Raw genomic sequence first — 22,970 nt, forward strand, 5'->3', positions numbered from 1 at the left:
AAAATCGGGGCCATGCTGGAAGCCCGCTTCCGCCCCTTTTGATTACCACCGATGAGGCATTCCCGTGGACAAGATTTTCCATCAACCACTGGGCGGCAACGAAATGCCGCGCTTCGCCGGCATCGCCACCATGATGCGCCTGCCGCACCTGCAAACGGCGGCCGGTCTGGACGCGGCCTTTGTTGGCGTGCCGCTGGACATTGGCACGTCCCTGCGCGCCGGCACCCGTTTCGGCCCGCGGGAAATCCGCGCCGAATCGGTGATGATTCGCCCCTACAACATGGCCACCGGCGCCGCCCCTTTTGATTCGCTTTCCGTGGCGGACATCGGTGATGTGGCGATCAACACCTTCAACCTGCTGGATGCGGTGCGCATCATCGAAGAGGCCTACGACGGTTTTCTCGAGCACGACATCATCCCGCTGACCCTCGGCGGCGATCACACCATCACGTTGCCGATCCTGCGCGCCATGAAGAAGAAGCACGGCGAGGTCGGGCTGGTGCACATCGACGCCCATGCGGACGTCAACGATCACATGTTTGGCGAGAAGATCGCCCACGGCACCACGTTCCGGCGGGCGGTGGAGGAAGGTCTGCTGGACTGCGATCGCGTGGTTCAGATCGGTTTGCGCGCTCAGGGTTATACCGCTGAAGACTTCAATTGGAGTCGCAAGCAGGGGTTCCGGGTGGTCCAGGCCGAGGAATGCTGGCACAAGTCGCTGGCGCCGCTGATGGCCGAGGTGCGCGAGAAGGTGGGCGGCGGTCCGGTGTACCTCAGTTTCGACATCGACGGCATCGACCCGGCCTGGGCACCGGGCACTGGCACACCGGAAATCGGCGGGCTGACGACGATTCAGGCAATCGAAATCATTCGTGGGTGCCAGGGGCTGGACCTGATTGGCTGTGACCTTGTTGAAGTCTCGCCGCCCTATGACACCACCGGCAACACCTCGCTACTGGGCGCGAACCTGCTGTATGAAATGCTCTGCGTGCTGCCGGGTGTGGCGCACCGCTGACAGCGGGCCGGTACGCTTCGCTTTTTAGTGGGACCGGCTTCAGCCGGGAAAGGCCCGTCCGAGTGCCCTCAATTTGCGCGGCGTGACGGCTGACGCTTTCCCGGCTGAAGCCGGTCCCTCAATGAGTGCCCTGCATCGGGCGCGCCGCTCCTCCATTGCGCGCCGATACAAAAAATCTCCCCACACCTGTCATTCCCCTTCCGCGAACTTGGGCTAGCCTTAATGCGAGACCGTCGGCGTTGTGCAACGCAGCGCGGGTTTTTCAGGGTGGTTGCTTTTGGGGATTCCTGCCACAACCCTCTGTATTTTGATGCTGGGGTGATTACCACTTAAATCAAAGCAGAGGCCTGCCATGAAGCGGAGCGAAGTCAGACAGCATGTGATCGACACGATCGGAAAGATCCTGGTCGACAAGACCCTCATTCAGGAAGAAGACGACGTGATGCTAAATGCGCTTGAGCTGGATGAAGAAGACTTCAGAGAGTTCTTCTCGATTCTGCAAAGCGACTTCGGCATCGTCCTCCCCAACCAGATCAAAGCCGATGTTGCAGGGATGTCAGCACATTCACCCAATGGCCAACTGACCGTGCAGGGCCTGGTCGACCTGATTCTCGTCGAGATGAAACGCAGAACTCATCACTGAGCCGCAGATGGGATCGATTTAGAAAAGATAGTGAGGCGAGCTGGGTGTTTGACCGAACGGTCGGAGGAAACAGAGCGGGCTATCGGGCGATAGCGCCGCTTTTCAGCGCGCCTGGCGAAGAGCGCTTAGCGCCGTGGACGACGACGCTCATCATCATTGCTGCGCACGGGAATGGGTTGCAGCTTTGGCTTTTCGATCAACCCGAGCGCGACGCCTACATCGTGAAGCCATTCTTGCAATTTGCTGTTCATATAACGCCCCCTTCAGGGAAATACTCGGCAGCCAATGTCCGAACTGCTTAGAGCAGATCATAGTGCTAAGGCGCACTTTACGCCTGCTACCGAGTGTCGCGGCAGGAATTTTTTGCCCTACATGACGCTATGACACTGCAAATCGCCCATTCGAAGACCTGACGCGACAGACGGCAGGGCGGTCAACCGGCGCCCACAGGCGTCAGCGCCGCGCATTCATGGGCCTGGCGGCGTCTGGCGAACAGATAGAACAACCCGCCGCCAAGGAAACATCCTGTAAACCATGCGAAGTTGGCCATCGGCTGCAACGCCGGGACAAAGGTGATCGCAATGCCCGCCACCGTTGCCAGGATCAATGCCTTGACCGCCGTGTAGTTCACCCCGCCGGTGTACCAATAGCGCCCGGTCGGCCCATCGTTGAACAGCGCATCGACGTCGATCTGCTGCTTCTTTATGACGTAATAGTCCACCAGCAGGATGCCGAACAACGGTCCGATGAACGCCGCCAGCACGTCCAGCGTGTAATGGATGACGGCGGGGTTGTTGAACAGGTTCCAGGGTGTAATGAAGACCGACGCCACTGCCGCGATCATCCCGCCTGCACGCCAGCTGATCTTGCTGGGGGCGACGTTGGCGAAGTCGAAGGCCGGTGACACGAAGTTGGCGACGATGTTGATGCCGATTGTGGCGGTCACGAAGGCAAACGCTCCGAGCAGTACTGCAACGTCGTTGTCGATGCGGGCCACGGTGGCGATCGGGTCATGGAGCATCTCGCCGAACACCGGCAGCGTTCCCGAAACAATGACGACGGTGACCAGCGAGAACGCCAGAAAGTTGATCGGCAGGCCCCAGAAATTGCCGCGACGCACCTCAGACATGCTCCGGCAGTAGCGACTGAAATCGCCAAAATTGAGCGTAGGACCCGAGAAGTAGGACACCACCAGGGCGGTGGCCATGATCACTTGGGAGAACGCTTCCCAGCCGGTCAGGGATTTCTCGGAGAGGGTGAAGCTGATGTTGGCCCAGCCCGCTTTCCAGACAATCCAGCCCGCCAGAATGAACATCACGGCGTAGACCACGGGGCCGGCCCAATCGATGAACCGGCGGATCGAATCCATGCCAGTCCAGAACACCGCAGCCTGTACCACCCAAAGCGCCAGGAAGCCCATCCACCCGAGGTAGGACAAGCCGGCAAAGTGCGGTTCTGCGTAGACCGACATGTGTGGGAAAAAGCGCAGCACTACGATGATCAGCGCGCTTGAAGCCAGGTACGTCTGCACTCCGTACCACGCCACGGCGATCAGGCCACGAATCACCGCCGGAATATTCGCTCCGAACACACCGAAGGCCAGACGGCAGATTACCGGATACGGCACGGCCGCCTGCTGACTGGGCCTGGCCAACAGGTTGGCGATCACCTGAATGATGCAGATGCCCACCAGCAGCGCGATCAGCACCTGCCAGCTCGCCAGCCCGAGGGCGAACAGACTGGCAGCGAAGACGTAGCCGCCCACGCTGTGCACATCACTCATCCAGAACGCAAAAATGTTGTACCAGGTCCACTTCTGCGGCACGGGACCCAGGTCCTCGTTGTACAGGCGGGGGCTGTAGCCCTTGGGCAATGGCTCGGTCATCGCATTTCTCCCTTAAAGGACGAACCGGCTCCCGACATCACACGTGCGCACACTGCGTACGGGAGCGAGTGTGGGTTGTATACGAAGCGAGAGGCAGAATGCGTGCCATTGCGGACCAAAACCGCTGGCAAGGCGCCAAAACAGCGGGTTTCCACCAACCGAAGACACCGAAATTTTAGATTTCAAAACGGGGGATTGCAGACGCCGCGCCTGCCCGCAGTGCACCGTGACCAATGTCGGTGCGTTTTCATGGGGCAGGAGACGGGCAAAAGGGAGAGGCAAAATGTGTATACGATCACCGCGAGATTTGTTCCAACTTATCAGCCCGCGTGCTGCCGCATCCTCGTAAGAAACAGTCCCGATTCACTCGGGCAACTGCGCCAGTCCATCCGGGTCAGTCATCGCCCGCTCCAGCAGATCCGCCGGCAGACTCTTGCTGGCCCGCGCGCCGAGCAGCTTGAGCTGTTCGCTGCGGCTGACCAGATTGCCGCGCCCCTCGACGAGCTTGTTACGCGCGGCGCCGTAAGCTTTGTCCAGCTGCTGAAGACGGTTGCCGACCTCGTCCAGGTCCTGGATGAACAGCACGAATTTGTCGTAGAGCCACCCTGCCCGCTCGGCGATCTCCCGGGCATTCTGGCTCTGCCGCTCCTGCTTCCACAGACTGTCGATGACCCGCAACGTCGCCAGCAGCGTGGTCGGGCTGACGATCACGATGTTGCGATCAAAGGCCTCCTGGAACATGTTGGGCTCGGCCTGCAACGCTGCAGAGAACGCCGCTTCGATCGGCACGAACAGCAAAACGAAATCGAGACTGTGCAGCCCTTCTAGGCGTTTGTAGTCTTTGCCGGACAAGCCTTTGACGTGATTGCGCAGGGACAGCACGTGCTGCTTCAGCGCCGCCTGGGAAATCACCTCATCGTCGGCCGACACGTACTGCTGATAGGCCGTCAGACTGACCTTGGCGTCGACAACGACCTGCTTGTCGCCAGGCAGCATGATCAACACGTCAGGCTGGAAGCGCTCGCCGTCGGGCCCCTTCAGGCTGACCTGGGTCTGGTACTCGCGGCCCTTTTCAAGACCGGCATGTTCGAGCACCCGCTCCAGAATCAGTTCGCCCCAGTTGCCTTGGGTCTTCTGGCCCTTCAGCGCACGGGTCAGGTTGTTTGCCTCATCGCTCAGGCGCAGGTTGAGCTGCTGCAAGCGCTCCAGCTCCTTGCTCAAAGAGAAACGTTCGCGGGCTTCGTTCTGGTAACTGTCTTCGACGCGCTTTTCAAACGACTGGATGCGTTCCTTGAGCGGATTGAGCAACTGCCCCAGCTGCTGCTGACTGGTCTCGGCGAAGCGCTGTTCGCGCTCATCGAAAATCTTGCCGGCCAGTTCTGCGAACTGCGCACGCAGCTCATCGCGGGAGCCCTGCAGATCGGTAAGGCGCTGCTGGTGACTGTCCTGTTGTTCGCGCAGCTCGGCGCCAAGGGATGCGCACTGGGCGTCGAGTCGGCGCAGCTCGGCCTCTCTAGCGGTCCGTTCGCGGCCCCAGTCTTCCTGGGCCTCGCGCGCGCCTTCATGCTGCTGGCGCAGCAACTCCACTTCCCGGCGCAGGGCCGCCAGGTCTGCCTGCTTCACTGCATTGGCCTGGGCGAGATCACTGATCTCGTCGCGGCTGGCATCCAACTGAGCATTGAGCCCATCCTGCGCCATCTGAGCGTTACTCAAGCGCTCGTCGAGCAACGCGGCGTCCGCCTCCCGTTGCGCCAGGCGCCGCTGCAACTGCCACGCCAGCCCCAGCAAAGGCACCGCCGCCACCGCCAATCCCAGCAACAGGCTGGTTAACTCAAACACCATAAAATCCAGACTCCGACATTCAGGCAGGCAGCATTATGCGCAGAAGCGAGCTCGACGTCCGATCCGGGTTAATCAGTGCCCGGCCAAGACAAAAATACTAGCGAATGCTTCAGAAGCAGCGTCGTAGAGCCAGCGCTTGGGACAATCCACAGAACCTGTGGATAACTCAGTGGACAACACCCCCTAAGCTCTCGCAAACGCACGTAGAATGGGGCCTGCGTTCAAACTGACGATTTTTTCACCAGCGTAAAAAAACGATGGTTTTCATTGACTTAATAATTCGTTGCATTAAATCAAGCGGTTAGCGGACGACGTGACAGTGACATGACAAATACCTTTCGCAATGTGCACAAGTGAATTTCGTCTGTACCTAAGCCGGTTTCCATAGCGATGGCATTCGCTCAAAATTCGCGAAAATAAGGCACGGGGCCACCCTTCCCGCTCCATATGCTGTAGTCTTTTTGCCCCGCGTTATGCCGCTTAGCTAACCTATTGCAAGTCAGCGCTTGCGTTGTTCCTGTAACTCCATTAGCATCGCCGCCGTTAGTACCAAGCTGAAAGTCAATTCTGATCGAACAAATCCCCCAATCCAGGTCCGCCAACTGAGCGAACGGATTGAAAACAGGGATCGATCACCTCGATGGTTTCCAGACATGAACTCACACGACCTGCCGAAGAAACGGAGGGGTGTGCAGATCATTCATGCTCTTATCAACCAGCCTGCAAATTGATCAGGATCTTCACCTCGAGCATCGAACCTTAGCTCGCGTTGTGTTGCCTGCCCTCCTAAGTACCTACCAGTCAGCCCCGCGCCACATTTTAAATGCGCTCAACTGGCTGCTTTTTGTTCCAGACAGGTTCTGCGCCCTGCCACTGACTCGCATTCGAGCATCGGTCCGCGTTTACTGGAACGTTTTTATTTTGCACGCCTCTTATTGCGTGTCGATTCAGGAAACACCCATAACATGACTACTCATATCCAGACTCAAAACGCTATTCGTACACTGACCAACGCTTTTGCCCCGATGAACTGCCTGATCATGGCAACCCGCAAAGGCTGCTTCAGCTTCACCATCGTCAACGAGCACGGCATCGCCCGCCATAGCGAGCGCTTGTACCCGGATCAATACTCCACCGATGCTCCGCTGCAGGCTGTCATCGACCGTACGCGTCAGGCCCTGGTTGCTTGATACCGTTGCCTGATACCGTCCGTCGGTAAATATCGCTGCATCGACAAGGCCTCACCCGATAACGGTGGGGCTTTTTTGTATCTGTTTTACTTACAGAAAAAGCGACAGATGCAGTAATGAATACCAGTCGCGCCGTACATGCCGACCGGGAACTCACCTTAAAACAGGCCTTTACACCGTAAATATCACACTACACTTCAAGTCAGCGGCGCAGGTCGCTGCCGGTGGGCCCACTCCATCACTGCTGCCAAGCGCCAGGGCCCGCCGACTCATCAACTCCCCGAGGGTGTTATGGGAATCGCCGCCAGTGAACTGTGTCGCTACGTCATCCGCCCGACGCTTCTCTATCTCGGCCGAGCCAATCGGGCCGCCGAATCCTTGCTGCTGGGGATCGCCGCCAGCCAGTCCGCGTTAGGCGCCGAGCTGGATAACCCGCGCGGCCATGGGCTTTACAGCATTGCGGACACTCAGCACCGCCAGCTCTGGGACGAATACCTCGCGCGCGATCCGGACCTTGCCAGCCTCGTCCGGGGCCTGGCGAGCCAGCACGCGTTCCTCACTGGCCCCGATCTGGAACTGACGGTCAACCTGCGTTATTCGACTGCCATCGCGTGGTTGATGGTCGAGGCGAGCCATATTTCGCTTCCGGATGCAGATGATTCGTTGGCCATGGCGCAAATGTGGCGCGAGATATTTCAGCCCGGCGGCCAACTGCAGGATTTCACCTCGGCCTGGCAAACATGGGTCAGCCCCTTGTTTCAGCCCTCGACGGCCATTTCGTGACCGATTGGTATTGACTGAAGAAGCTGCGAACTTTCAGGATTGTCCTACAAGAACCGCTCTAAATCGGCTGATCCAGGCTATAGCGCGCTGGCAGAAATATTGGTAATTTCCGCGCGGTGATCAACAGGAGTTCTAACAATGAAAAAAACAATGATCAAATCCAGCCTCAGTCTCGCCATCACTCTTGCCTCTACTCAGATTTTCGCCTCCGGCTTTGCCCTGAACGAACAAAGCATCAGCGGCATGGGGACCGGTTTTGCGGGCCGTACCTCGTCCGTCGATGACGCCAGCATCGTCTACGGCAACCCGGCCGGCATGTCGCGTCTCAAGCGCGCGCAGGCGACCGTGGGGGTCGCCGCAATCGATGCCTCGACCGACATCACCGACACCAGCGGCCGCAGCACCGGTTCCAACAAAGGCGACATGGTTCCTTTCATCGCCGTGCCGATGGGCTTCTACGTGAACCCGGTCGACGAGCACTGGGCGTTCGGCTTCGGTGTCTACGCGCCATTCGGCCTGGTCACCGACTATGAAGACAACTTCCAGGGCCGCAACTTCGGCAGCAAGAGCATCGTCAAGGTCGTAACCTTCCAGCCGACCGTCAGCTACGCATTCAACGACAAGGTGTCGATAGGCTTCGGTCCGACCATCAACCGTATTTCCGGTGCGCTGGAATCGGCACTCAATGTCAGCCCGCTGCTGGGTGCCCGCACCGGCGACGGCCGCGTGCAGGTCAAGGGTGATGACGTCGGTTACGGTTTCAACGCCGGTATTCTGGTGCAAGCCACCGATACCACCAGCGTCGGCCTGACCTACCACTCCAAAGTGACCTACAAGCTCGAAGGCCACACCGAAGTGACTCCGGGCGCAGGCGTGCCTGCCCAAGTACTGGGCGCGGGTCGATACGACGCCAAGCTGAACATCGACACGCCTGAAACCGTGGACTTCTCGGTCACGCAGAAGATGAACGATGCCTGGAAACTTTACGCGGGGGCCACCTGGACACGCTGGAGCCGTCTGGAAGACATCACCGTGAAGAACTCGGGCGTCACTCGCGCGGGTGGCGTTGCTGCGCCAAGCCTGGTCGGTACCATCACCGAAGAGCAGAACTGGCACGACACCTGGGCCTACGCCGTGGGTACGTCGTATCAGTTGAACAAGCAGTGGGTGTTGCGTACCGGTCTGTCGTTCGACCAGTCGCCGACCAACAACGAGAACCGCTCGCCGCGCATCCCGACAGGCGATCGCACGATCTTCAGTCTGGGCGCCGGTTACAGCCCGACCGACGACATCACCATCGATGTGGCCTACTCCTACTTGCAGGAAGAGAAGGTCAAGGTCGCCGACTCGAACGCTCTGGGTCAAAGCTACAACGCCAAGTACGACAACAGCGCCAACGGTTTCGGCGTCGGCATGACCTACCGCTTCTGATGCAGTGGGCGGGACAGGCAGATCACCTGTTCGCCAGACCAAAAACCCCGCAACCAGTGATGGCTGCGGGGTTTTTCGTTGTGGCCGGTCTGATTTGCGTCAGCGCGTTTTTACGGCTTGGAGGCGATGGCCTTTTCGATGGCTGAGATGAGTTCGGGATCGTCCGGCGCGGTGTTGCTGGAGAAGCTGGCAACCACGTTGCCTTTGCGGTCGACCACGTATTTATAGAAGTTCCAGCGCGGCGGATTGCTTTGCTCGGCGAGGACCTTGAACAGGTTGATGGCATCGGCGCCACGCACCGGCTGGGGTTCGGTCATGGTGAACGTGACGCCGTAGTTCACGTAGCAGACCTTGGCGGTCTCGGCAGCGTCTTTGGATTCCTGCAGAAAGTCGTCCGAGGGCACCCCAAGGACTTCAAGCCCCTCACCCTTGAAGCGCTGATTGAGCGCTTCCAGCCCTTTGAACTGCGGCGCAAAGCCACAGAAGCTCGCGGTGTTGACCACCAGCATGGGCTTTCCGGCGAACTGTTTGCACAGGTCGATATCCTGTTTCGCCCGCAGCTTGGGCAGGTCGCCCTGCAGCAGTGGCGGGCAATCGGCGGCCGCCGCGGCGCCACTGAGGGCAAGCAACAACAGAGGCGCGTGAATCCAGCGTAGGGCCATGGCGACGTCCATTCATGAGCGGGCAGGAAAGGTGGGGCTGCCGCTACGCTACTCCGCCGCGCGATGAATGCCTAGCGCCAACCAAACGGGCTATCAGCTGGCTTTGTCGGTGGCCGTGAACGCCCGCTGGATCGCCTGGGGCGGTTCGCCGAAGTTGCGCAGAAACGCCTGGCGCATCCTTTCCCGATCGCCGAAACCGGTCTCCCGGGCGACCACTTCAATGGGGTGCCGACTGGTTTCCATCATCGCCCGTGCCACTTCCACCCGCAGGCATTCGATGGCTTTCGCCGGGGTCTGGCCGGTCTCCCCGCGGAACACCCGACTGAACTGGCGAGGACTCAAGCGGGCGATGGCGGCAAGTGCATCAATGGAGAGATCACTTTTGAGGTTCTCGCGGGCGTAGGCCAGCGCCAGCTGCACGCGGTCGGACTTGGGATCCAGTTCCAGCAGCGTCGACAACTGGGAATGCTCGCTGCCACGACGTTGATAGATCACCAGCTTGCGCGCGACCTGCCGGGCGATGTCGGCGCCGAGGTCGTTCTCGACCATCGCCAGAGCGAGATCCAGGCCGGCGCTCATGCCCGCCCCGGTCCAGATCTGGCCGTCCACGGTAAACAGTTTGTCGTCCTCGACGCGAACGTTCGGGTAGCGCTTGCGAAACTCGGGGGCATGAATCCAGTGCATGGTGGCGCGCTTGCCGTCGAGCAGACCGGCCTCTGCAAGCACAAACCCGCCCGTGCACAGCGACGCCACCCGCCGCGATTGAGCCGACGCAGTGCGCACGAACTCAAGCAGGCTGGGAGTCGGCAATTGCAGGTCCATATAACCGCTGACGATGATGGTGTCGTAACCGTCGGCCTGCAATGGCGTGGTATTGACCGAAAAGCCTTCGGACGACATGACGGCCCCGCCGCTCTCGGACACCAGATGAAAGGAGTACGCCGCCTCGCCCTGCATCAGGTTGGCGCAGGTCAGCACGGACCCGACCGACAGGCTAAGGGACTGGAATTGCGGGTACACCACCAGCGCAACGCTATGCATGACACCTCTCAGGTTGGTCTGCCGACTAATGAATGACGGGAGCGACCGGGGTGGCGCTCCCACATGGACAGGTTATCTTTGCTGCATCAATCGCACATCAACGCCAATGTGACCAGCACCAGGGTTTCCAGCAGTTCGAGCATCGCGCCAGCGGTGTCGCCGGTAGTGCCGCCCAGCCGTTGCATCATCACCCGACGCAGCCAGAAGAAGCCACACGCTGTCACCACCAGCACCCACGCCGCCGCGCCGCCACCGATGAGCACGCAGACCACCGCCACCGCCGCCAGCACCCGCACGCCCGTCTTGCGCGGCAGGTGATCGGCCAGCGCCTGGCCCAGCCCGCCGGCGCGCACATACGGCGTGTTCAGAAACAGCGCCAGCATCGCCGCGCGGCCAATCACCGGGGCCAGCAGCAGGCCAACATCCGTGTACGCGTCAATCAACGCCAACAGCGCGGTGAATTTCAACAACAACACCACCACCAGCGTGACCACCGCAATCGGGCCGCTGCGCGGATCCTTCATGATGAGCAGCGTGCGTTCGCGGTCGCCGAAACCACCGAGCCAGGCGTCGGCGCTGTCGGCCAGGCCATCCAGGTGCAGCCCACCGCTGAGCATTACCCATCCCGCCAGCAGCAAAGCGGCATGCAACAGCATCGGCGCGCCGTCGAGCAGGTGATTCAACACCATTAAAAGAACGCCGAACAACAACCCCACCAGCGGGTAAAACAGCAGCGAGCGCCCCGACTCCTGGGGCGTCGGCATGCCCGGCAGGCGAATCGGCAGGCTGCTGAGGAACTGCAAGGCGATCCAGAACGGCAGCATTTAAACCTCCGTCAACTCACCGTCGGCCTGAACGGCGAGACCGAACATACCACCGTGGGCCACGGTGACCTGCAGCAATTGTTCGCGGGGCAGACCGCGGGCGCGGGCCAGCAGCAGACGCATCACCCCGCCGTGGCTGATCAGCAGAATGCGCTCTCCGTCATACGCCCGCTGCAACCGCTCGACGGCAGCCAACACGCGGGTGGCAAATAACTGAACCGGCTCGCCATTGGGCGGCGTAAATCCGTACGGATCTTCCCAGAAACGTCCCAACCCGGCAGCATCGGTTTCCATCAATTGCGCAGGGCTCTGGCCTTCCCAGTCGCCGAAATGCAATTCCTGAAGACCGGCTTCCAATTCCACGGGCAAGCCCAGGCGCCCGGCCAGCTCGTCGGCAAAGCGCGCGCAGCGTTGCAGCGGCGAGCTGACGATCCGGTCCCAAGGGCCACGATTAGCCACCGCCGCACGCATCTGCTGCCAGCCGATGTCGGTCAGCGCGTCGTCGATGCTGCCGCGCAGGCCGCCGCCGAATTCGGTTTCGCCGTGGCGCAGCAGGTCCAGATGCAAGGTCATGCCGGGCGGTCTGCCACGGCGGCTTCGGCGAAGGTCGCCATGCCGTTATGCAGCTCGCAGGCCAGACGCAACAACGGCACCGCCAGCGCCGCGCCACTGCCTTCGCCCAGACGCAATCCCAGGTCCAGCAACGGCTCGGCCTGCAGCGCGTCCAGCACCAGGCGATGGCCCGGCTCGGCACCGCGATGGCCGAAGAACAACCACTCCCGGCACGACGGATTAATGCGCACCGCCACCAGCGCCGCCACGGAACAGATAAAACCATCGACCAGTACAGCGATGCCCTCCTGCGCGCAGGCCAGATAGGCGCCGACCAGCGCCGCGACTTCAAAACCACCGAGGGCGCGAAGACTGGACTGCGCGTCACCGACAGAAGCGGCATGCAGCCGCAGGGCACGTTCGATCACTTGCGCCTTGTGGCTCACGCCTTCGGCATCCAGGCCGGTGCCGGGGCCGACCAGCAAGGTGGCCGGGCAATCGAGCAACGCGCACGCCAGCGCACTGGCGACGGTGGTGTTGCCGATGCCCATTTCGCCGCCGATAAACAACTCGGCGCCTGCGGCCTTGGCGCGCAGCACGCTGTCGCGACCGCCATCGAGCGCAGCGTGAAGTTGCGCCTCAGTCATCGCCGGGCCCTGGGCAAAATTCGCGGTGCCCGGGCCGAGGTTGAGGTGCCGCACGCCCGGCAAGTCCAATGGGGCAACGGTGCCCAGATCGACTACGTCCAGCTGCGCCGACAGCTGCCGCGCCAACACGCTGATGGCCGCGCCGCCCATGATGAAGTTGTGCAGCATCTGCCCGGTGACTTCCTGGGGGTAGGCCGAAATCCCTTCAGCGACCACGCCGTGATCGCCGGCAAAAATCGCGATCCAGACCTCATCGACCTCCGGTTTCAGGCGACCCTGCAGGCCGGCAAGTTGCACCGCCACGTCTTCCAGTCGACCCAAAGAACCGGTGGGTTTGGTCAGTTGCTGCTGACGGGCCAACGCTTCTTCGCGGCTGGCGTGATCGACTTCTTGGGCAGGCGCGAGCCACCAGGCGTTACTCATAGTGCGGGTCCTTTCAGGATCATGGGCAGTCCGGCGACAGTGAACACCACGCGCTGGCAACGTTCGGCCAGCGCCTGATGCAGCCAGCCGGCTTCATCGACATAACGGCGGGTCAGCTCACCGAGGGGCACGACGCCCAGCCCGGTTTCGTTGCTGACAAAAATGATTTCGCCCGGCAGTTCCGCCAGGCCATCGAGCAAGGCTTCGCGCTCTTGAACCAGCCGCTGCGGATCGTCCAGCATCAGCAGATTGGTCAGCCACAGGGTCAGGCAATCCACCAACAGGCAGCGCCCCTCCCCGGCGTTTTCCCGCAGAACGCGCGCCAGTTCGACAGGTTCTTCGACCAGCCCCCACTCCGCCGGACGACGCTCGCGGTGCACGGCGACGCGCTGGTTCATTTCGCCGTCCAGAGGCTGGCTGGTGGCGATGTAGATGACGTCGAGGCCGCTGTCGCTGGCGAGCTTTTCAGCCAGCCGACTTTTGCCGGATCGTGCGCCGCCGAGGATCAATTGCAGCATCAGGGTTGCTCCAGTCCGCAGAGTTCACGCAGTAATTTGCCGTCCAGGTGGATTTCCACCAGATCGGCCAGGCGCTCGATGTCGCGCTCGCGCAGGGCGTGGTAATCCACCGATTGCACATTCTGCAGCCCGGCCCATCGCAGCAACGCGCTGCTCGACGCAGGATTCTCGAACAGCCCGTGCAAGTACGTGCCGAGCACTTGGCCGTCAGGACTGCACGCGCCATCGCAACGACCGTCGGCCAGCTGGACCAACGGACGCTCCAGCGCCGCGCCGGTGGTCACGCCGGCATGAATCTCATAGCCGCTGACGTCGGCGTCTTCGAGGGTCAAACGACCGCTGACATTGCGCAGCTGTTTCTCTTCTTCCAGCACCGTGCTCAGGGCCAGCAGCCCCAGGCCCGGGCTTGAACCCGCCGCGCCTTCCAGTCCGTGCGGGTCGTGCAACTCTTCGCCCAGCATTTGCAGGCCACCGCAGATGCCCAGCACTTTGCCGCCGTATCGCAGGTGGCGGTGGATAGCGGTGTCCCAGTCATTGGCGCGCAGGTAAGCGAGATCACTGCGCACGCTTTTCGAGCCGGGCAGGATGATCAGGTCAGCGCCAGGAATCGCCTGTCCAGGGCCGACGAACTGCAGATTGACCTGGGGGTGCAGGCGCAGCGGGTCGAAGTCGGTGTGATTACTGATGCGCGGCAGGACCGGCACGATGACATTGAGCACCTGCTCGGCCTTGTCGGTCTGGCGCTGATCAAGACCGTCTTCAGCCTCCAGATGCAGGTCCATCACGTAGGGCAGCACGCCCACCACCGGTTTGCCGGTGCGCTGTTCGAGCCAGTCGAGGCCGGGCTGAAGCAGCGCGATGTCGCCGCGAAAACGATTGATGATGAAACCTTTGACCCGCGCCTGTTCGCTGGGCGACAGCAATTCCAGCGTGCCGACCAGATGGGCAAACACCCCGCCGCGATTGATGTCCGCCACCAGCAGCACCGGGCAATCCACCGCTTCGGCAAAGCCCATGTTGGCGATGTCGCCGGCGCGCAGGTTGATCTCCGCCGGTGACCCGGCGCCTTCGACCATGACAACCGGCCAGCCTTCGCTGAGGCGGCGATGGGAAGCGAGTACAGCCTGCATCGCGATGGCTTTGTAGTCGTGGTAGGCGACGGCGTTCATGGTGGTGACGGCGCGCCCGTGAATGATCACTTGCGCGCCCGTGTCGCTGTTGGGTTTGAGCAGCACCGGGTTCATGTCGGTGTGGGGTTCGAGGCCGCAGGCCTGGGCTTGCACGGCTTGGGCGCGGCCGATCTCGCCGCCGTCCGCGGTCACTGCGCTGTTGAGCGCCATGTTCTGCGGTTTGAACGGCACGGTTCGCACGCCCTGTCGGGTCAGCCAGCGGCACAGCGCCGTCACCAGCGTGCTTTTACCGGCGTCGGACGTGGTGCCCTGCACCATCAGGGTTTTGCCGATGTTCATGGGCGCTCCCGGGAGAACTCACTCAGTGCCTGTTCCAGACGCTGCCAGTCGGCGTCCTCGCGGGGCAGGCCGAACCGCAGGCTGCTGTTGTTGTTGCTGTTGTTAATAAAAAGCCGCAGAAGGATGCCCCGGTGTGCGCAGAACTCATACAGTTCTTCCGCCAGCGGCGTGATCAGCCACTGAAACAGCGCGCAGCCGCCCTTGGGCGCGAAGCCGTGGCGGCTGAGCACATCAACCAGACGCTGACTGGCCTGCTCGGTGCGCTGGCGCTGGCGTTGATGCCCGGCCACGTCGTTGAGACAGGCCTGACCGATGATGCGGGTTGGCCCGCTGACGGACCAAGGTCCGATCTGCCGCGCCATGACTTTGAGAAAGCGCGGCTCCGCCAGCACAAAACCCAGGCGCACACCGGCCAGCCCGAAGAACTTGCCGAACGAGCGCAATACGATGAGCCCCGAACGCTGGGTGTAAGCCGCTAGGCTCAACTCCGGCGTGTTGTCCATGAACGCTTCGTCGACCACCAGCCAACCACCACGCTGGGCCAGCCGCGTGTGCCATTCCAGCAGGCGTTCGGGCGTGAGGCTCAGGCCGGTGGGGTTGTTCGGGTTGACCACGACGAGCACGTCAAGGGTGTCGATGAACCGCTCCACTTCGTGCTCCAGCACCTCGCGCACCAGAAAACCGGTGTTGCGCCAGGCCTCGGCGTGCTCGGCGTAGGACGGCGACAGCACACCGACCTTGCCCGCCTGACGCAGACGCGGCAGCGCCTGAATCGCCGCTTGGGAACCGGCCACCGGCAACACGTCCGTGACGCCGTAATAGCGGCGGGCGGCGGCTTCCAGACCGTCATCGGTTTCCGGCAGGCGCGCCCAGGCCGCTTCCGGGATCGCCGGGATTGGCCATGACCACGGCGAGATCCCGCTGGACAGGTCCAGCCAGTCCGCCTCATCAATGCCGTATTTCAGGACTGCGCCACGCAATCGGCCGCCGTGTTCAAGCATAGAATTCTGTCCCCAGACACAAAATCAGCAACCACAGCCACACGCCGCGCTGCACCAGTTGCCAGCCTCGATCGATGGAGTCGGCGTCCGCCGGCACGCCTTCGCCCAGGGTCGCGCGCTCATGCAGCTCGCCGTGATAAATCGCCGGGCCACCCAGCTCGACGCCCAGCGCACCGGCGCCGGCGGCCATCACCGGGCCTGCGTTGGGGCTGTCCCACTTCGGGGCCTGGGTGCGCCAGCAGCGCAGGGCCAGTCGGGTGTTGCCCAGCAGCGCGTAGGTTAATGCCACCAAGCGTGCCGGAATGTAGTTGAGCAGGTCGTCGATTTTCGCCGCCGCCCAGCCGAAGCGTTCGAAGCGCTCGTTGCGATAGCCCCACATGGCGTCGAGGGTGTTGCTCAGGCGATAGAGCACAACGCCCGGCGCGCCCAGCACGACGAACCAGAAGATCGCCGCGAACACCGCGTCGCTGCCGTTTTCCAGCACCGATTCGGTGGCCGCACGGGCCACTTCGGTGCTGTCCAGCTCGGCGGTCTGGCGACTGACCAGATAGCCGACGCGCCGACGCGCTTCGGGCAGATCGTCGCCGCGCAGCGCCTGGGCGACCGGCTCGACGTGCTCGCCCAGACTGCGCAGACCCAACGCGCAGTACAGCGCCAGCACTTCCACCAGCCAGCCAACGAACGGCAGCCAGCTGAGCAACGTGGCGATCAGGGTCAGCGGAATCACGGCGATGAACCACGCCGTCACGCCATGGCTGCGCCAGCCCCGGCCGGCAGCATTCAGGCGCTGTTCGATGCGCTCGGCAAAACGGCCGAACGCCACCAGCGGGTGGTTCCGTTTTGGCTCGCCGAGCAACGCGTCCAGCGCGACCCCGGCGACGCTCAATAACGCCACACTCATGCAATCACTCCCCATGTGTTCTCGTAGACCAACTCTTGCAACGCGCGCGGCTGCGCCCAGCCCTCCAGCACCAGCATCGGCGCCGGGTAAAATTCCTTGACCGGGCCGAGGCACAGGATCGCCAGGGGTTTTGAACCGGTTGGCATCTTCAGCAGATCCGCCAGGGCCTGGGGATCGAACAGCGACACCCAGCCCATGCCCAGGCCCTCGGCACGGGCCGCCAGCCAGAGGTTCTGGATCGCGCAAGACAACGACGCCATGTCCATTTCCGGCAGGGTCCGGCGGCCGAAGATGTGTTTGTCGCGGTCGTCCATCAACGCAGCGACCAATACCTCGGCGCAGTCGCTGATGCCCTCGACCTTCAGCTTCATGAAATCGTCGGACCGCTCGCCCAAGGCTTCGGCGGTGCGAATGCGTTCCTCCTCCACCTGCGCCTGAATCTGCGTGCGCAAGGCCGGATCGGTGATGCGCAGGAAACGCCACGGCTGCATCAAACCGACGCTCGGCGCGTGGTGGGCGGCTTCGAGCAGACGGGCCAGCAACTCCGGCGCGACGGTGCCCCCGCAGAAGTGACGCATGTCGCGACGCTCGGCGATGGCGCGGTAAACGGCGGCGCGTTCGGGGTCAGTGAAGGTGTGTTCAGTCATGGCTCGCCTGTCCCGCGCGTGAAACACAGCAATCACCTGCGATGCGCCCCATGTAGGAGTGAGCTTGCTCGCGAAAGCGGTTTTTCAGAAAAGGAGTGGGATCGGACGCGCCCACTTCGCGAGCAGGCTCGCTCCCACAGAATGCGGCGGTTGAATTAGATGGGCTCATGGCAAAAACAGCGCCGCCATCGCCTGGGGATTCGAGGGAAAGTAAAAGTGGACATACGACGCAGTCATGCGCCCTTCGCGGTACACCGCTTCGGCGCCGCGCCCGCCATTGGGGCTGAGGCCGCGGGCGATGGGGGTCAGCTCGGTGCTGGTCAGGGAGTGGTGATAGGTGTGGCCACGCAGGATGCCTTCCGGCAGTTCGACCGATTGCAGGGCCAGGGCGGCCAGACGCTTTTGCATCACGGCTTCCCCCTTGAGCAAGCCCACCCCTTCGGCGCGCTGGCCGTCGACATCGGTCAGGGCATCGAGTAAATACAACATCCCGCCGCATTCGGCGAGCAAGGGTTTGCCGGCGGCGTGGTGCGCGCGAATCGCGGCCAGCATGCTGTGGTTTTCCGCCAGCGCCGTGTGATGCAGTTCCGGGTAACCGCCCGGCAGATACAGGCTGTCGGCGTCGGGCAGTTCGCGGTCGCGGATCGGCGAAAAGAACGACAGTTCGGCGCCCATCTCCCGTAGCAGGTCGAGGCTGGCGCCGTAGAAAAACGCGAACGCTTCGTCGTGGGCGATGGCGATTTTCACGCCGGCCAGCAGCGGTTCGGCCGGCACGAATTCCGGCGCGGTAAAGGTCACGGACGGTGGCAACGTGGCGTCGCAGGTGCTGGCCAGCGCGGTGGCCGCGGCGTCAAGGCGCATGTCCAGGTCATTCAATTCGCTGGCCTGCACCAGGCCGAGGTGCCGGCTGGGCAGCTCAATGCCGGTTTCACGGGACAGCGCGCCGTACCAGCGCAGGCCTTCGGTCAGGCTGCCTTCGAGCAACTGCGCATGGCGCACCGTGCCGACGCGATTGGCCAGCACGCCGGCAAATGGCAGGTCCGGCTGATAGCGCGCCAATCCCAACGCCAGTGCGCCGAAGGTCTGGGCCATGGCCGTGCCGTCAATAACCCCGAGGACCGGAACGCCGAAGCGCCGGGCCAGGTCTGCGCTGGAGGGCGTACCGTCGAACAAGCCCATGACGCCTTCGATGAGGATCAGGTCGGCGTCGGCGGCGGCTTCCCACAACAGGCGCCGACTTTCGGCCTCGCCGATCATCCACATGTCCAGTTGGTACACCGGATGGCCGCTGGCGCGTTCGAGAATCATCGGGTCGAGAAAGTCCGGCCCGCATTTGAACACGCGCACCTTGCGCCCCTGATTGCGATGCAGACGGGCCAGTGCGGCGGTGACGGTGGTTTTGCCCTGACCGGACGCAGGCGCGGCGATCAATACTGCCGGGCAGTGCCGGGGCTGGCGCTCACTCACAGTTCGATGCCTTTCTGCGCCTTGATGCCGGCTTGAAAGGCATGCTTGACCACGCCGATATCGGAAACGGTGTCGGAGAGGTCGATCAGTTCCTGTTTCGCCCCGCGACCGGTGACGATCACGTGCTGCATCGGCGGGCGTGCCTGCAAATCGCTCAGCACCTGCTCCAGGTCCAGATAGCCGTGCTTGAGGGCAATGTTCAGCTCATCAAGCACGACCATGCCGATAGAGGCCTCCTTGAGCATTTCCCGGGTCACGGCCCAGGCGGCTTCGGCCGCGGCAATGTCACGCTGGCGGTCCTGGGTTTCCCAGGTGAAGCCCTCGCCCATCACGTGGTAACGCACTTGTTCGGGAAAGCGGCGGAAGAACAGCTCTTCGCCGGTGCTGTGGCGGCCTTTGATGAACTGCACGACGCCGCACTGCATGCCGTGGCCCATGGCGCGGGCAAGCATGCCGAACGCCGAGCTGCTTTTGCCTTTGCCGTTGCCGGTCAGGACCAGCAGCAATCCGCATTCATTTGGCGCGCTGGAAATGCGCTCGTCCATCACCGCCTTTTTGCGCAGCATGCGCGCCAGGTGGCGTTCGTCACGTTCGGGGGATTCGCTCATCTCAGCTCTCCGCTTGAGGGCAGGTGTGGCAAACGGAGGGCACAGGCAAAGACTGTCAGCAGGCACCGGACATGGCCCGGCCTGCAGCAGAGCATCGCCCTCCGTGATGCTGTTCGATGGATCAGGCCGGTCTCCGGACTCATGAGTTGCCACAACCGTGGCAGGCCAGGCGCCTTCCCATGTTCAGCGAACACAGTGGCATTGTGCGTGGCCTTGACTCATTTACCGTTGCGGAGGCAGCGCCGGAATTGATCGCACGAGCAATCGCACCGGCTTCCCTGTTTCACCCTGTGGACCAACAAGGTCCCGGGCACCTGAAACATGGCGCGAAGGTTAGAGGGTTGACTGGGGAGCGTCAATCGAACCGTGGGCAGAGCGCCCACGGGTTTACGGGATTTCACCCTGGAATGCACAGGTGTTCCTGCAGCAGCCCATGAACACGTTGCCTCAAAAACGACTATTGCCTGGCAAGATTCGATGGCTGGATAACGCGCTTGGCATTCAGCCAGGCCTTTTGCCAATAAGGCTTGTCCAGGCTGTCGAGTTTGACCGTGCCGCCGGTGGCCGGCGCGTGAACGAATCGCCCTTCCCCGACGTAGATGCCGGCATGGCTGACGTGGGAGCCGCCGCCCGTCGCGAAGAACACCAGGTCACCGGTCTGCAACTGGCTGCGGTCGATGTCCGGGCCGCGCAGCGTGATCATTTCCCGCGTCGATCGCGGCAAAGTGATACCGGCGGCGTCGTGGTAGACATAGCCGATCAGGCCACTGCAATCGAAACCCGAATCAGGCGTGTTGCCGCCCCAGCGATAGGGCGTGCCAACGAGGCCGATCGCGCGCAACAGGACGTCGTCGGCGAGCGGTGAAGAAAACTGGGGAGGAGCGGAGACCACTGGCCGGTAGACGACCTTGCGTGGAGCAGGCGGTGGAGTGCTGGAACATGCGGCCAGCAGCACAGCCAGAGAGGCGACGATCAGGCGAACCGTTAACGACATAAACACGACAACCTGTGCGGGATGCAGCTTACTTTGCCGAGGGCCGGGGTCGCGCGCAAGAGGGGTTAGCCCTTTGCGCGCCCGGAATTAACGGGTTTGGCGCTTGATTGTAGTCGAGCTCATCGCGGTAGTGGTTGCAGGTACCGTTGAAGGTGCCATCGCCAGCGCGCGTTTGGCTTCGATGAACGTCTTGGCCCAGTAGGCATCGTCGAGGCTGTCGACGCGGACACCACCGCTGCGGCGGCTGCTGGAGTGGATGAATTGATCATCGCCCAGGTAGATGCCCGCATGGCTGACACGACCACGGCCGGCAGTGCTGAAGAACAGCAGGTCGCCTGGCTTGAGGTCATTGCGTTTAACGAGAGGGGCATCGATGTTGATCATTTCGCGGGAGGAACGCGGCAGGCTCATGCCCGCCTCTTCGCGGAAGAGATAACCGATGAAACCGCTGCAGTCGAAACCAGAGGTGGTCGACGTGCCGCCGAACCGATAGCGAGTGCCTATCAGGGATTTGCCGCGCTCGAGGATGCTGTCAGCCAGAACCGGCAGGCGGTACGGCTTGTTATCGGCAAATTGAGCGAGCTCGTCTTCGGTGGCGACTTCGTCATCCAGTACGGAGGATGCGTAATCGGCACGCTTGCTGGCGGATTGAGCGGTGGCAGAGTCCCGGAACTGGGGGCTTTGCGACTGTTGTTGCGACGTCGGCATCTGGGCCGCACAGCCGAACAACAGCGTTACGAGTGCGAGAGGCACGAGGGGTGCGAAGCGGTTTAGCATGTGCACGACCGTGGCTGAAGTGTAAAGAAGCCGAGACTATGCCTTCAATCGTACCCATTTGCAAATTCAATCGAAACAAATGTGACTTACGATGTCGTCCATCACTTCTAAGGCTCTACACCTCAGAAACGCATCCATGTGCGCGGAATGATCGGTCGGCGAAGGGTTTATCTCGGCAGTAAAGCCTCCCGTCACCCGAGCGCGCAGCATGGGCTCATGAATGTATGGGAAGCTGGCGGTGGTTCCGATGCTGAGCACAGCGTCAAAGCCTTTTGCCATCTCTTCCTGAAGCACGTTCAGTGCCAACTCTGGCAACATCTCCTCAAACAACACCACCGATGGCCTCAAAACGCCAGTACAGCGGGCGCACAGCGGTGGCAGTGGTCGGTTGAGGCGCTCGCTCAACAGCGGATCCTCGGCGCCACAAGATTGACAGTAGAGCGGCGCCAACTGGCCATGAATTTCGATCAGGCGTTCTGGCGGACTGCCCGCAGCGCGATGATAGCCGTCGACGTTTTGCGTCAACACCCAGCATTCCGGCTTGCGCCGCTGCAATTCGGCGATGGCATAGTGCGCCGCATTGGGACGTCCGCCCAGGCAAGCGCTGCCCAATTGTGCAATGTATTTCCAGCACAGCGCCGGATCACGACGCAGCATCGGGCCGGACAACGCCATTTCGATCGGCAGGCCGTCGTCGGTCTCGCCGTTGTACAGACCACCGACACCGCGATAGGTCGGCAAACCCGAATCCGCCGAAAGGCCAGCACCGGTGATGATCAGGATGCGTGTGGCATGGCGCAGGGCCGCGGCAGTTTGCAGGACCAAAGCCTGATCGACCACGGACGCGCTTACCAACCGAGGGTTTCTTTCAGGAACGGAATGGTCAGCTTGCGCTGGGCCTGCAGTGAGGCTTGATCGAGCTGTTCAAGCAGGTCGAACAGCGCACTCATGCTGCGCTTGCCGCGGGTGAGGATGAAATGCCCCACTTCGTCGGTAAGGTGCAGCCCGCGGCGGGACGCGCGCAATTGCAGGGCGCGGAGTTTTTCTTCGTCGGACAACAGGCGCATCTGGAACACCAGCGCCATGGTCAGCCGTGATTTCAGGTCCGCCAGCTTGACCGGCAGCTCTCGGGGCGAGCATGAAGCGGCGATGAGCAAGCGTCGGCCACTGTCGCGCAGCCGGTTGAACAGGTGGAACAACGCCTCTTCCCATTCAGGCTTGCCGACCACCGCCTGAAGGTCATCGAGGCACACCAGTTCGTACTGCTCCAGATGATCGAACAGGCCGATGCCTTGATCGAGCAGTTCGGCCATCGGCAGATAAACCGCCGGCTCGCCCATCTGTTCGAATCGCAGGCAGGCAGCCTGCAACAGGTGCGTGCGCCCTACCCCGTTCTTGCCCCACAGATAGATGAGGCTTTCTGTCCAGCCGGCCTCGGCTTCGCACAGCCGCTCGACATAGCCGAGTGCAGCGGCATTGGCGCCTGGATAGTAATTGATGAAGGTGGCGTCATCACGCAGACGCACACTCAGGGGCAGCTGAACTGGTTTCATGCTGGCTGAACGGTTCGTGACGAACCGCCAAGGGGCCTCTGTGAAAAGTGCGTAAAGTCTATACCCGCAGGGCTGGCCGCACAATGCGGCAGACCGC

General features: G+C 62.1%; 24 protein-coding genes and 1 riboswitch. Of the genes, 5 read left to right on the forward strand and 19 right to left on the reverse strand.

Translation table 11 applies throughout. The annotated features are described in order from the left end of the window. Positions 1-64 precede the first annotated feature (64 nt). Together speB and AC07VF_RS00750 are read left to right on the forward strand one after the other, a co-directional pair. Positions 65-1,015 (forward strand): agmatinase, encoded by a 951-nt coding sequence (gene speB, locus AC07VF_RS00745; RefSeq protein WP_495008848.1) that lies wholly within the window; start codon positions 65-67, stop codon positions 1,013-1,015. Between the two features lie 352 nt (positions 1,016-1,367). Then, on the forward strand, positions 1,368-1,658 hold the full coding sequence (locus AC07VF_RS00750) for a hypothetical protein (RefSeq protein WP_495008847.1): 291 nt from the start codon (positions 1,368-1,370) through the stop codon (positions 1,656-1,658). 125 nt (positions 1,659-1,783) lie between these two features. On the opposite strand, the gene AC07VF_RS00755 is transcribed toward AC07VF_RS00750, so the two are convergent. From AC07VF_RS00755 to AC07VF_RS00765, 3 genes are all read right to left on the reverse strand, one after another. After that, entirely contained in the window at positions 1,784-1,909 is a 126-nt protein-coding gene (locus tag AC07VF_RS00755) for a PA1414 family protein (protein WP_122535674.1), read from the reverse strand. A gap of 182 nt (positions 1,910-2,091) precedes the next feature. After that, positions 2,092-3,543 (reverse strand): NCS1 family nucleobase:cation symporter-1, encoded by a 1,452-nt coding sequence (locus AC07VF_RS00760; protein ID WP_495008846.1) that lies wholly within the window; start codon positions 3,541-3,543, stop codon positions 2,092-2,094. A gap of 363 nt (positions 3,544-3,906) precedes the next feature. After that, the gene (locus tag AC07VF_RS00765) at positions 3,907-5,271 is read right to left on the reverse strand and encodes a DNA recombination protein RmuC (protein WP_282367612.1); all 1,365 of its coding nucleotides are present in this window, start codon (positions 5,269-5,271) and stop codon (positions 3,907-3,909) included. Positions 5,272-6,350: 1,079 nt separating this feature from the next. Between AC07VF_RS00765 and AC07VF_RS00770 the strand changes: the two genes are divergently transcribed. The 3 genes from AC07VF_RS00770 (at position 6,351) to AC07VF_RS00780 (ending at position 8,789) form a co-directional block, all read left to right on the forward strand. Continuing rightward, a complete protein-coding gene (locus tag AC07VF_RS00770) occupies positions 6,351-6,575 on the forward strand; it encodes a hypothetical protein (RefSeq protein WP_122535677.1) in 225 nt (74 codons plus the stop codon). A 291-nt stretch (positions 6,576-6,866) separates the two neighbouring features. Continuing rightward, positions 6,867-7,358, forward strand: coding sequence for a hypothetical protein (locus AC07VF_RS00775; RefSeq protein WP_495008845.1), 492 nt, complete (start codon positions 6,867-6,869; stop codon positions 7,356-7,358). A gap of 138 nt (positions 7,359-7,496) precedes the next feature. After that, entirely contained in the window at positions 7,497-8,789 is a 1,293-nt protein-coding gene (locus AC07VF_RS00780) for an OmpP1/FadL family transporter (protein WP_495008844.1), read from the forward strand. Between the two features lie 110 nt (positions 8,790-8,899). Here AC07VF_RS00780 and AC07VF_RS00785 read toward each other — a convergent pair whose 3' ends face one another. The 16 genes from AC07VF_RS00785 to hda all read right to left on the reverse strand — a co-directional run bounded on the left by AC07VF_RS00785 (position 8,900) and on the right by hda (position 22,873). Then, positions 8,900-9,451 carry a glutathione peroxidase gene (locus tag AC07VF_RS00785; RefSeq protein ID WP_192172843.1) on the reverse strand — a complete coding sequence of 184 codons (552 nt, stop codon included), beginning with the start codon at positions 9,449-9,451 and terminating at the stop codon, positions 8,900-8,902. Between the two features lie 93 nt (positions 9,452-9,544). Beyond that, on the reverse strand, positions 9,545-10,492 hold the full coding sequence (locus tag AC07VF_RS00790; RefSeq protein ID WP_346630616.1) for a GlxA family transcriptional regulator: 948 nt from the start codon (positions 10,490-10,492) through the stop codon (positions 9,545-9,547). A gap of 86 nt (positions 10,493-10,578) precedes the next feature. Then, complete coding sequence (locus AC07VF_RS00795; RefSeq protein ID WP_495008843.1) at positions 10,579-11,316, reverse strand: adenosylcobinamide-GDP ribazoletransferase; 738 nt, start codon at positions 11,314-11,316, stop codon at positions 10,579-10,581. Continuing rightward, positions 11,317-11,889 (reverse strand): alpha-ribazole phosphatase family protein, encoded by a 573-nt coding sequence (cobC, locus tag AC07VF_RS00800; RefSeq protein WP_495008842.1) that lies wholly within the window; start codon positions 11,887-11,889, stop codon positions 11,317-11,319. After that, on the reverse strand, positions 11,886-12,938 hold the full coding sequence (cobT, locus tag AC07VF_RS00805; RefSeq protein WP_495008841.1) for a nicotinate-nucleotide--dimethylbenzimidazole phosphoribosyltransferase: 1,053 nt from the start codon (positions 12,936-12,938) through the stop codon (positions 11,886-11,888). The genes cobC and cobT overlap by 4 nt, the downstream gene beginning before the upstream one ends. Continuing rightward, positions 12,935-13,456, reverse strand: coding sequence for a bifunctional adenosylcobinamide kinase/adenosylcobinamide-phosphate guanylyltransferase (gene cobU / locus AC07VF_RS00810; RefSeq protein ID WP_282367577.1), 522 nt, complete (start codon positions 13,454-13,456; stop codon positions 12,935-12,937). Before cobU ends, cobT begins: the two co-directional genes overlap by 4 nt. Beyond that, positions 13,456-14,925, reverse strand: a complete 1,470-nt coding sequence (locus AC07VF_RS00815) for a cobyric acid synthase (RefSeq protein ID WP_495008840.1) — start codon at positions 14,923-14,925, stop codon at positions 13,456-13,458. Before AC07VF_RS00815 ends, cobU begins: the two co-directional genes overlap by 1 nt. Beyond that, entirely contained in the window at positions 14,922-15,926 is a 1,005-nt protein-coding gene (gene cobD / locus AC07VF_RS00820; protein WP_495008839.1) for a threonine-phosphate decarboxylase CobD, read from the reverse strand. Before cobD ends, AC07VF_RS00815 begins: the two co-directional genes overlap by 4 nt. Beyond that, positions 15,919-16,827, reverse strand: coding sequence for an adenosylcobinamide-phosphate synthase CbiB (gene cbiB / locus AC07VF_RS00825; protein WP_495008838.1), 909 nt, complete (start codon positions 16,825-16,827; stop codon positions 15,919-15,921). The genes cobD and cbiB overlap by 8 nt, the downstream gene beginning before the upstream one ends. Next, positions 16,824-17,474 carry a 5,6-dimethylbenzimidazole synthase gene (gene bluB, locus AC07VF_RS00830; RefSeq protein ID WP_192172852.1) on the reverse strand — a complete coding sequence of 217 codons (651 nt, stop codon included), beginning with the start codon at positions 17,472-17,474 and terminating at the stop codon, positions 16,824-16,826. Before bluB ends, cbiB begins: the two co-directional genes overlap by 4 nt. A 165-nt stretch (positions 17,475-17,639) precedes the next feature. Further along, on the reverse strand, positions 17,640-18,941 hold the full coding sequence (locus AC07VF_RS00835; protein WP_192172853.1) for a cobyrinic acid a,c-diamide synthase CobB: 1,302 nt from the start codon (positions 18,939-18,941) through the stop codon (positions 17,640-17,642). Next, positions 18,938-19,549 (reverse strand): cob(I)yrinic acid a,c-diamide adenosyltransferase, encoded by a 612-nt coding sequence (gene cobO / locus AC07VF_RS00840; protein WP_192172854.1) that lies wholly within the window; start codon positions 19,547-19,549, stop codon positions 18,938-18,940. The genes AC07VF_RS00835 and cobO overlap by 4 nt, the downstream gene beginning before the upstream one ends. A 107-nt stretch (positions 19,550-19,656) precedes the next feature. Beyond that, positions 19,657-19,882, reverse strand: a riboswitch (cobalamin riboswitch). Between the two features lie 124 nt (positions 19,883-20,006). Further along, positions 20,007-20,543: a C40 family peptidase gene (locus AC07VF_RS00845; RefSeq protein WP_192172855.1), complete on the reverse strand. Its 537-nt coding sequence runs from the start codon at positions 20,541-20,543 to the stop codon at positions 20,007-20,009. Positions 20,544-20,630: 87 nt separating this feature from the next. Beyond that, entirely contained in the window at positions 20,631-21,320 is a 690-nt protein-coding gene (locus AC07VF_RS00850; RefSeq protein ID WP_192172856.1) for a C40 family peptidase, read from the reverse strand. 66 nt (positions 21,321-21,386) lie between these two features. Continuing rightward, complete coding sequence (locus AC07VF_RS00855; RefSeq protein WP_192172857.1) at positions 21,387-22,160, reverse strand: NAD-dependent deacylase; 774 nt, start codon at positions 22,158-22,160, stop codon at positions 21,387-21,389. A gap of 8 nt (positions 22,161-22,168) precedes the next feature. Further along, positions 22,169-22,873: a DnaA regulatory inactivator Hda gene (gene hda / locus AC07VF_RS00860; RefSeq protein ID WP_074890952.1), complete on the reverse strand. Its 705-nt coding sequence runs from the start codon at positions 22,871-22,873 to the stop codon at positions 22,169-22,171. Between the last annotated feature and the right edge of the window lie 97 nt (positions 22,874-22,970).

The sequence above is a fragment of the Pseudomonas sp. GW821-FHT02H06 genome (assembly GCF_059421525.1).

Coding starts and splice junctions, on each gene's coding strand:
- AC07VF_RS00750 (WP_495008847.1), top strand. CDS start 1,368: ATGAAGCGGAGCGAAGTCAGACAGCATGTGATCGACACGATCGGAAAG.
- AC07VF_RS00755 (WP_122535674.1), bottom strand. CDS start 1,909: ATGAACAGCAAATTGCAAGAATGGCTTCACGATGTAGGCGTCGCGCTC.
- AC07VF_RS00760 (WP_495008846.1), bottom strand. CDS start 3,543: ATGACCGAGCCATTGCCCAAGGGCTACAGCCCCCGCCTGTACAACGAG.
- AC07VF_RS00770 (WP_122535677.1), top strand. CDS start 6,351: ATGACTACTCATATCCAGACTCAAAACGCTATTCGTACACTGACCAAC.
- AC07VF_RS00775 (WP_495008845.1), top strand. CDS start 6,867: ATGGGAATCGCCGCCAGTGAACTGTGTCGCTACGTCATCCGCCCGACG.
- AC07VF_RS00780 (WP_495008844.1), top strand. CDS start 7,497: ATGAAAAAAACAATGATCAAATCCAGCCTCAGTCTCGCCATCACTCTT.
- AC07VF_RS00785 (WP_192172843.1), bottom strand. CDS start 9,451: ATGGCCCTACGCTGGATTCACGCGCCTCTGTTGTTGCTTGCCCTCAGT.
- AC07VF_RS00790 (WP_346630616.1), bottom strand. CDS start 10,492: ATGCATAGCGTTGCGCTGGTGGTGTACCCGCAATTCCAGTCCCTTAGC.
- AC07VF_RS00795 (WP_495008843.1), bottom strand. CDS start 11,316: ATGCTGCCGTTCTGGATCGCCTTGCAGTTCCTCAGCAGCCTGCCGATT.
- cobC (WP_495008842.1), bottom strand. CDS start 11,889: ATGACCTTGCATCTGGACCTGCTGCGCCACGGCGAAACCGAATTCGGC.
- cobT (WP_495008841.1), bottom strand. CDS start 12,938: ATGAGTAACGCCTGGTGGCTCGCGCCTGCCCAAGAAGTCGATCACGCC.
- cobU (WP_282367577.1), bottom strand. CDS start 13,456: ATGCTGCAATTGATCCTCGGCGGCGCACGATCCGGCAAAAGTCGGCTG.
- AC07VF_RS00815 (WP_495008840.1), bottom strand. CDS start 14,925: ATGAACATCGGCAAAACCCTGATGGTGCAGGGCACCACGTCCGACGCC.
- cobD (WP_495008839.1), bottom strand. CDS start 15,926: ATGCTTGAACACGGCGGCCGATTGCGTGGCGCAGTCCTGAAATACGGC.
- cbiB (WP_495008838.1), bottom strand. CDS start 16,827: ATGAGTGTGGCGTTATTGAGCGTCGCCGGGGTCGCGCTGGACGCGTTG.
- bluB (WP_192172852.1), bottom strand. CDS start 17,474: ATGACTGAACACACCTTCACTGACCCCGAACGCGCCGCCGTTTACCGC.
- cobO (WP_192172854.1), bottom strand. CDS start 19,549: ATGAGCGAATCCCCCGAACGTGACGAACGCCACCTGGCGCGCATGCTG.
- AC07VF_RS00845 (WP_192172855.1), bottom strand. CDS start 20,543: ATGTCGTTAACGGTTCGCCTGATCGTCGCCTCTCTGGCTGTGCTGCTG.
- AC07VF_RS00850 (WP_192172856.1), bottom strand. CDS start 21,320: ATGCTAAACCGCTTCGCACCCCTCGTGCCTCTCGCACTCGTAACGCTG.
- hda (WP_074890952.1), bottom strand. CDS start 22,873: ATGAAACCAGTTCAGCTGCCCCTGAGTGTGCGTCTGCGTGATGACGCC.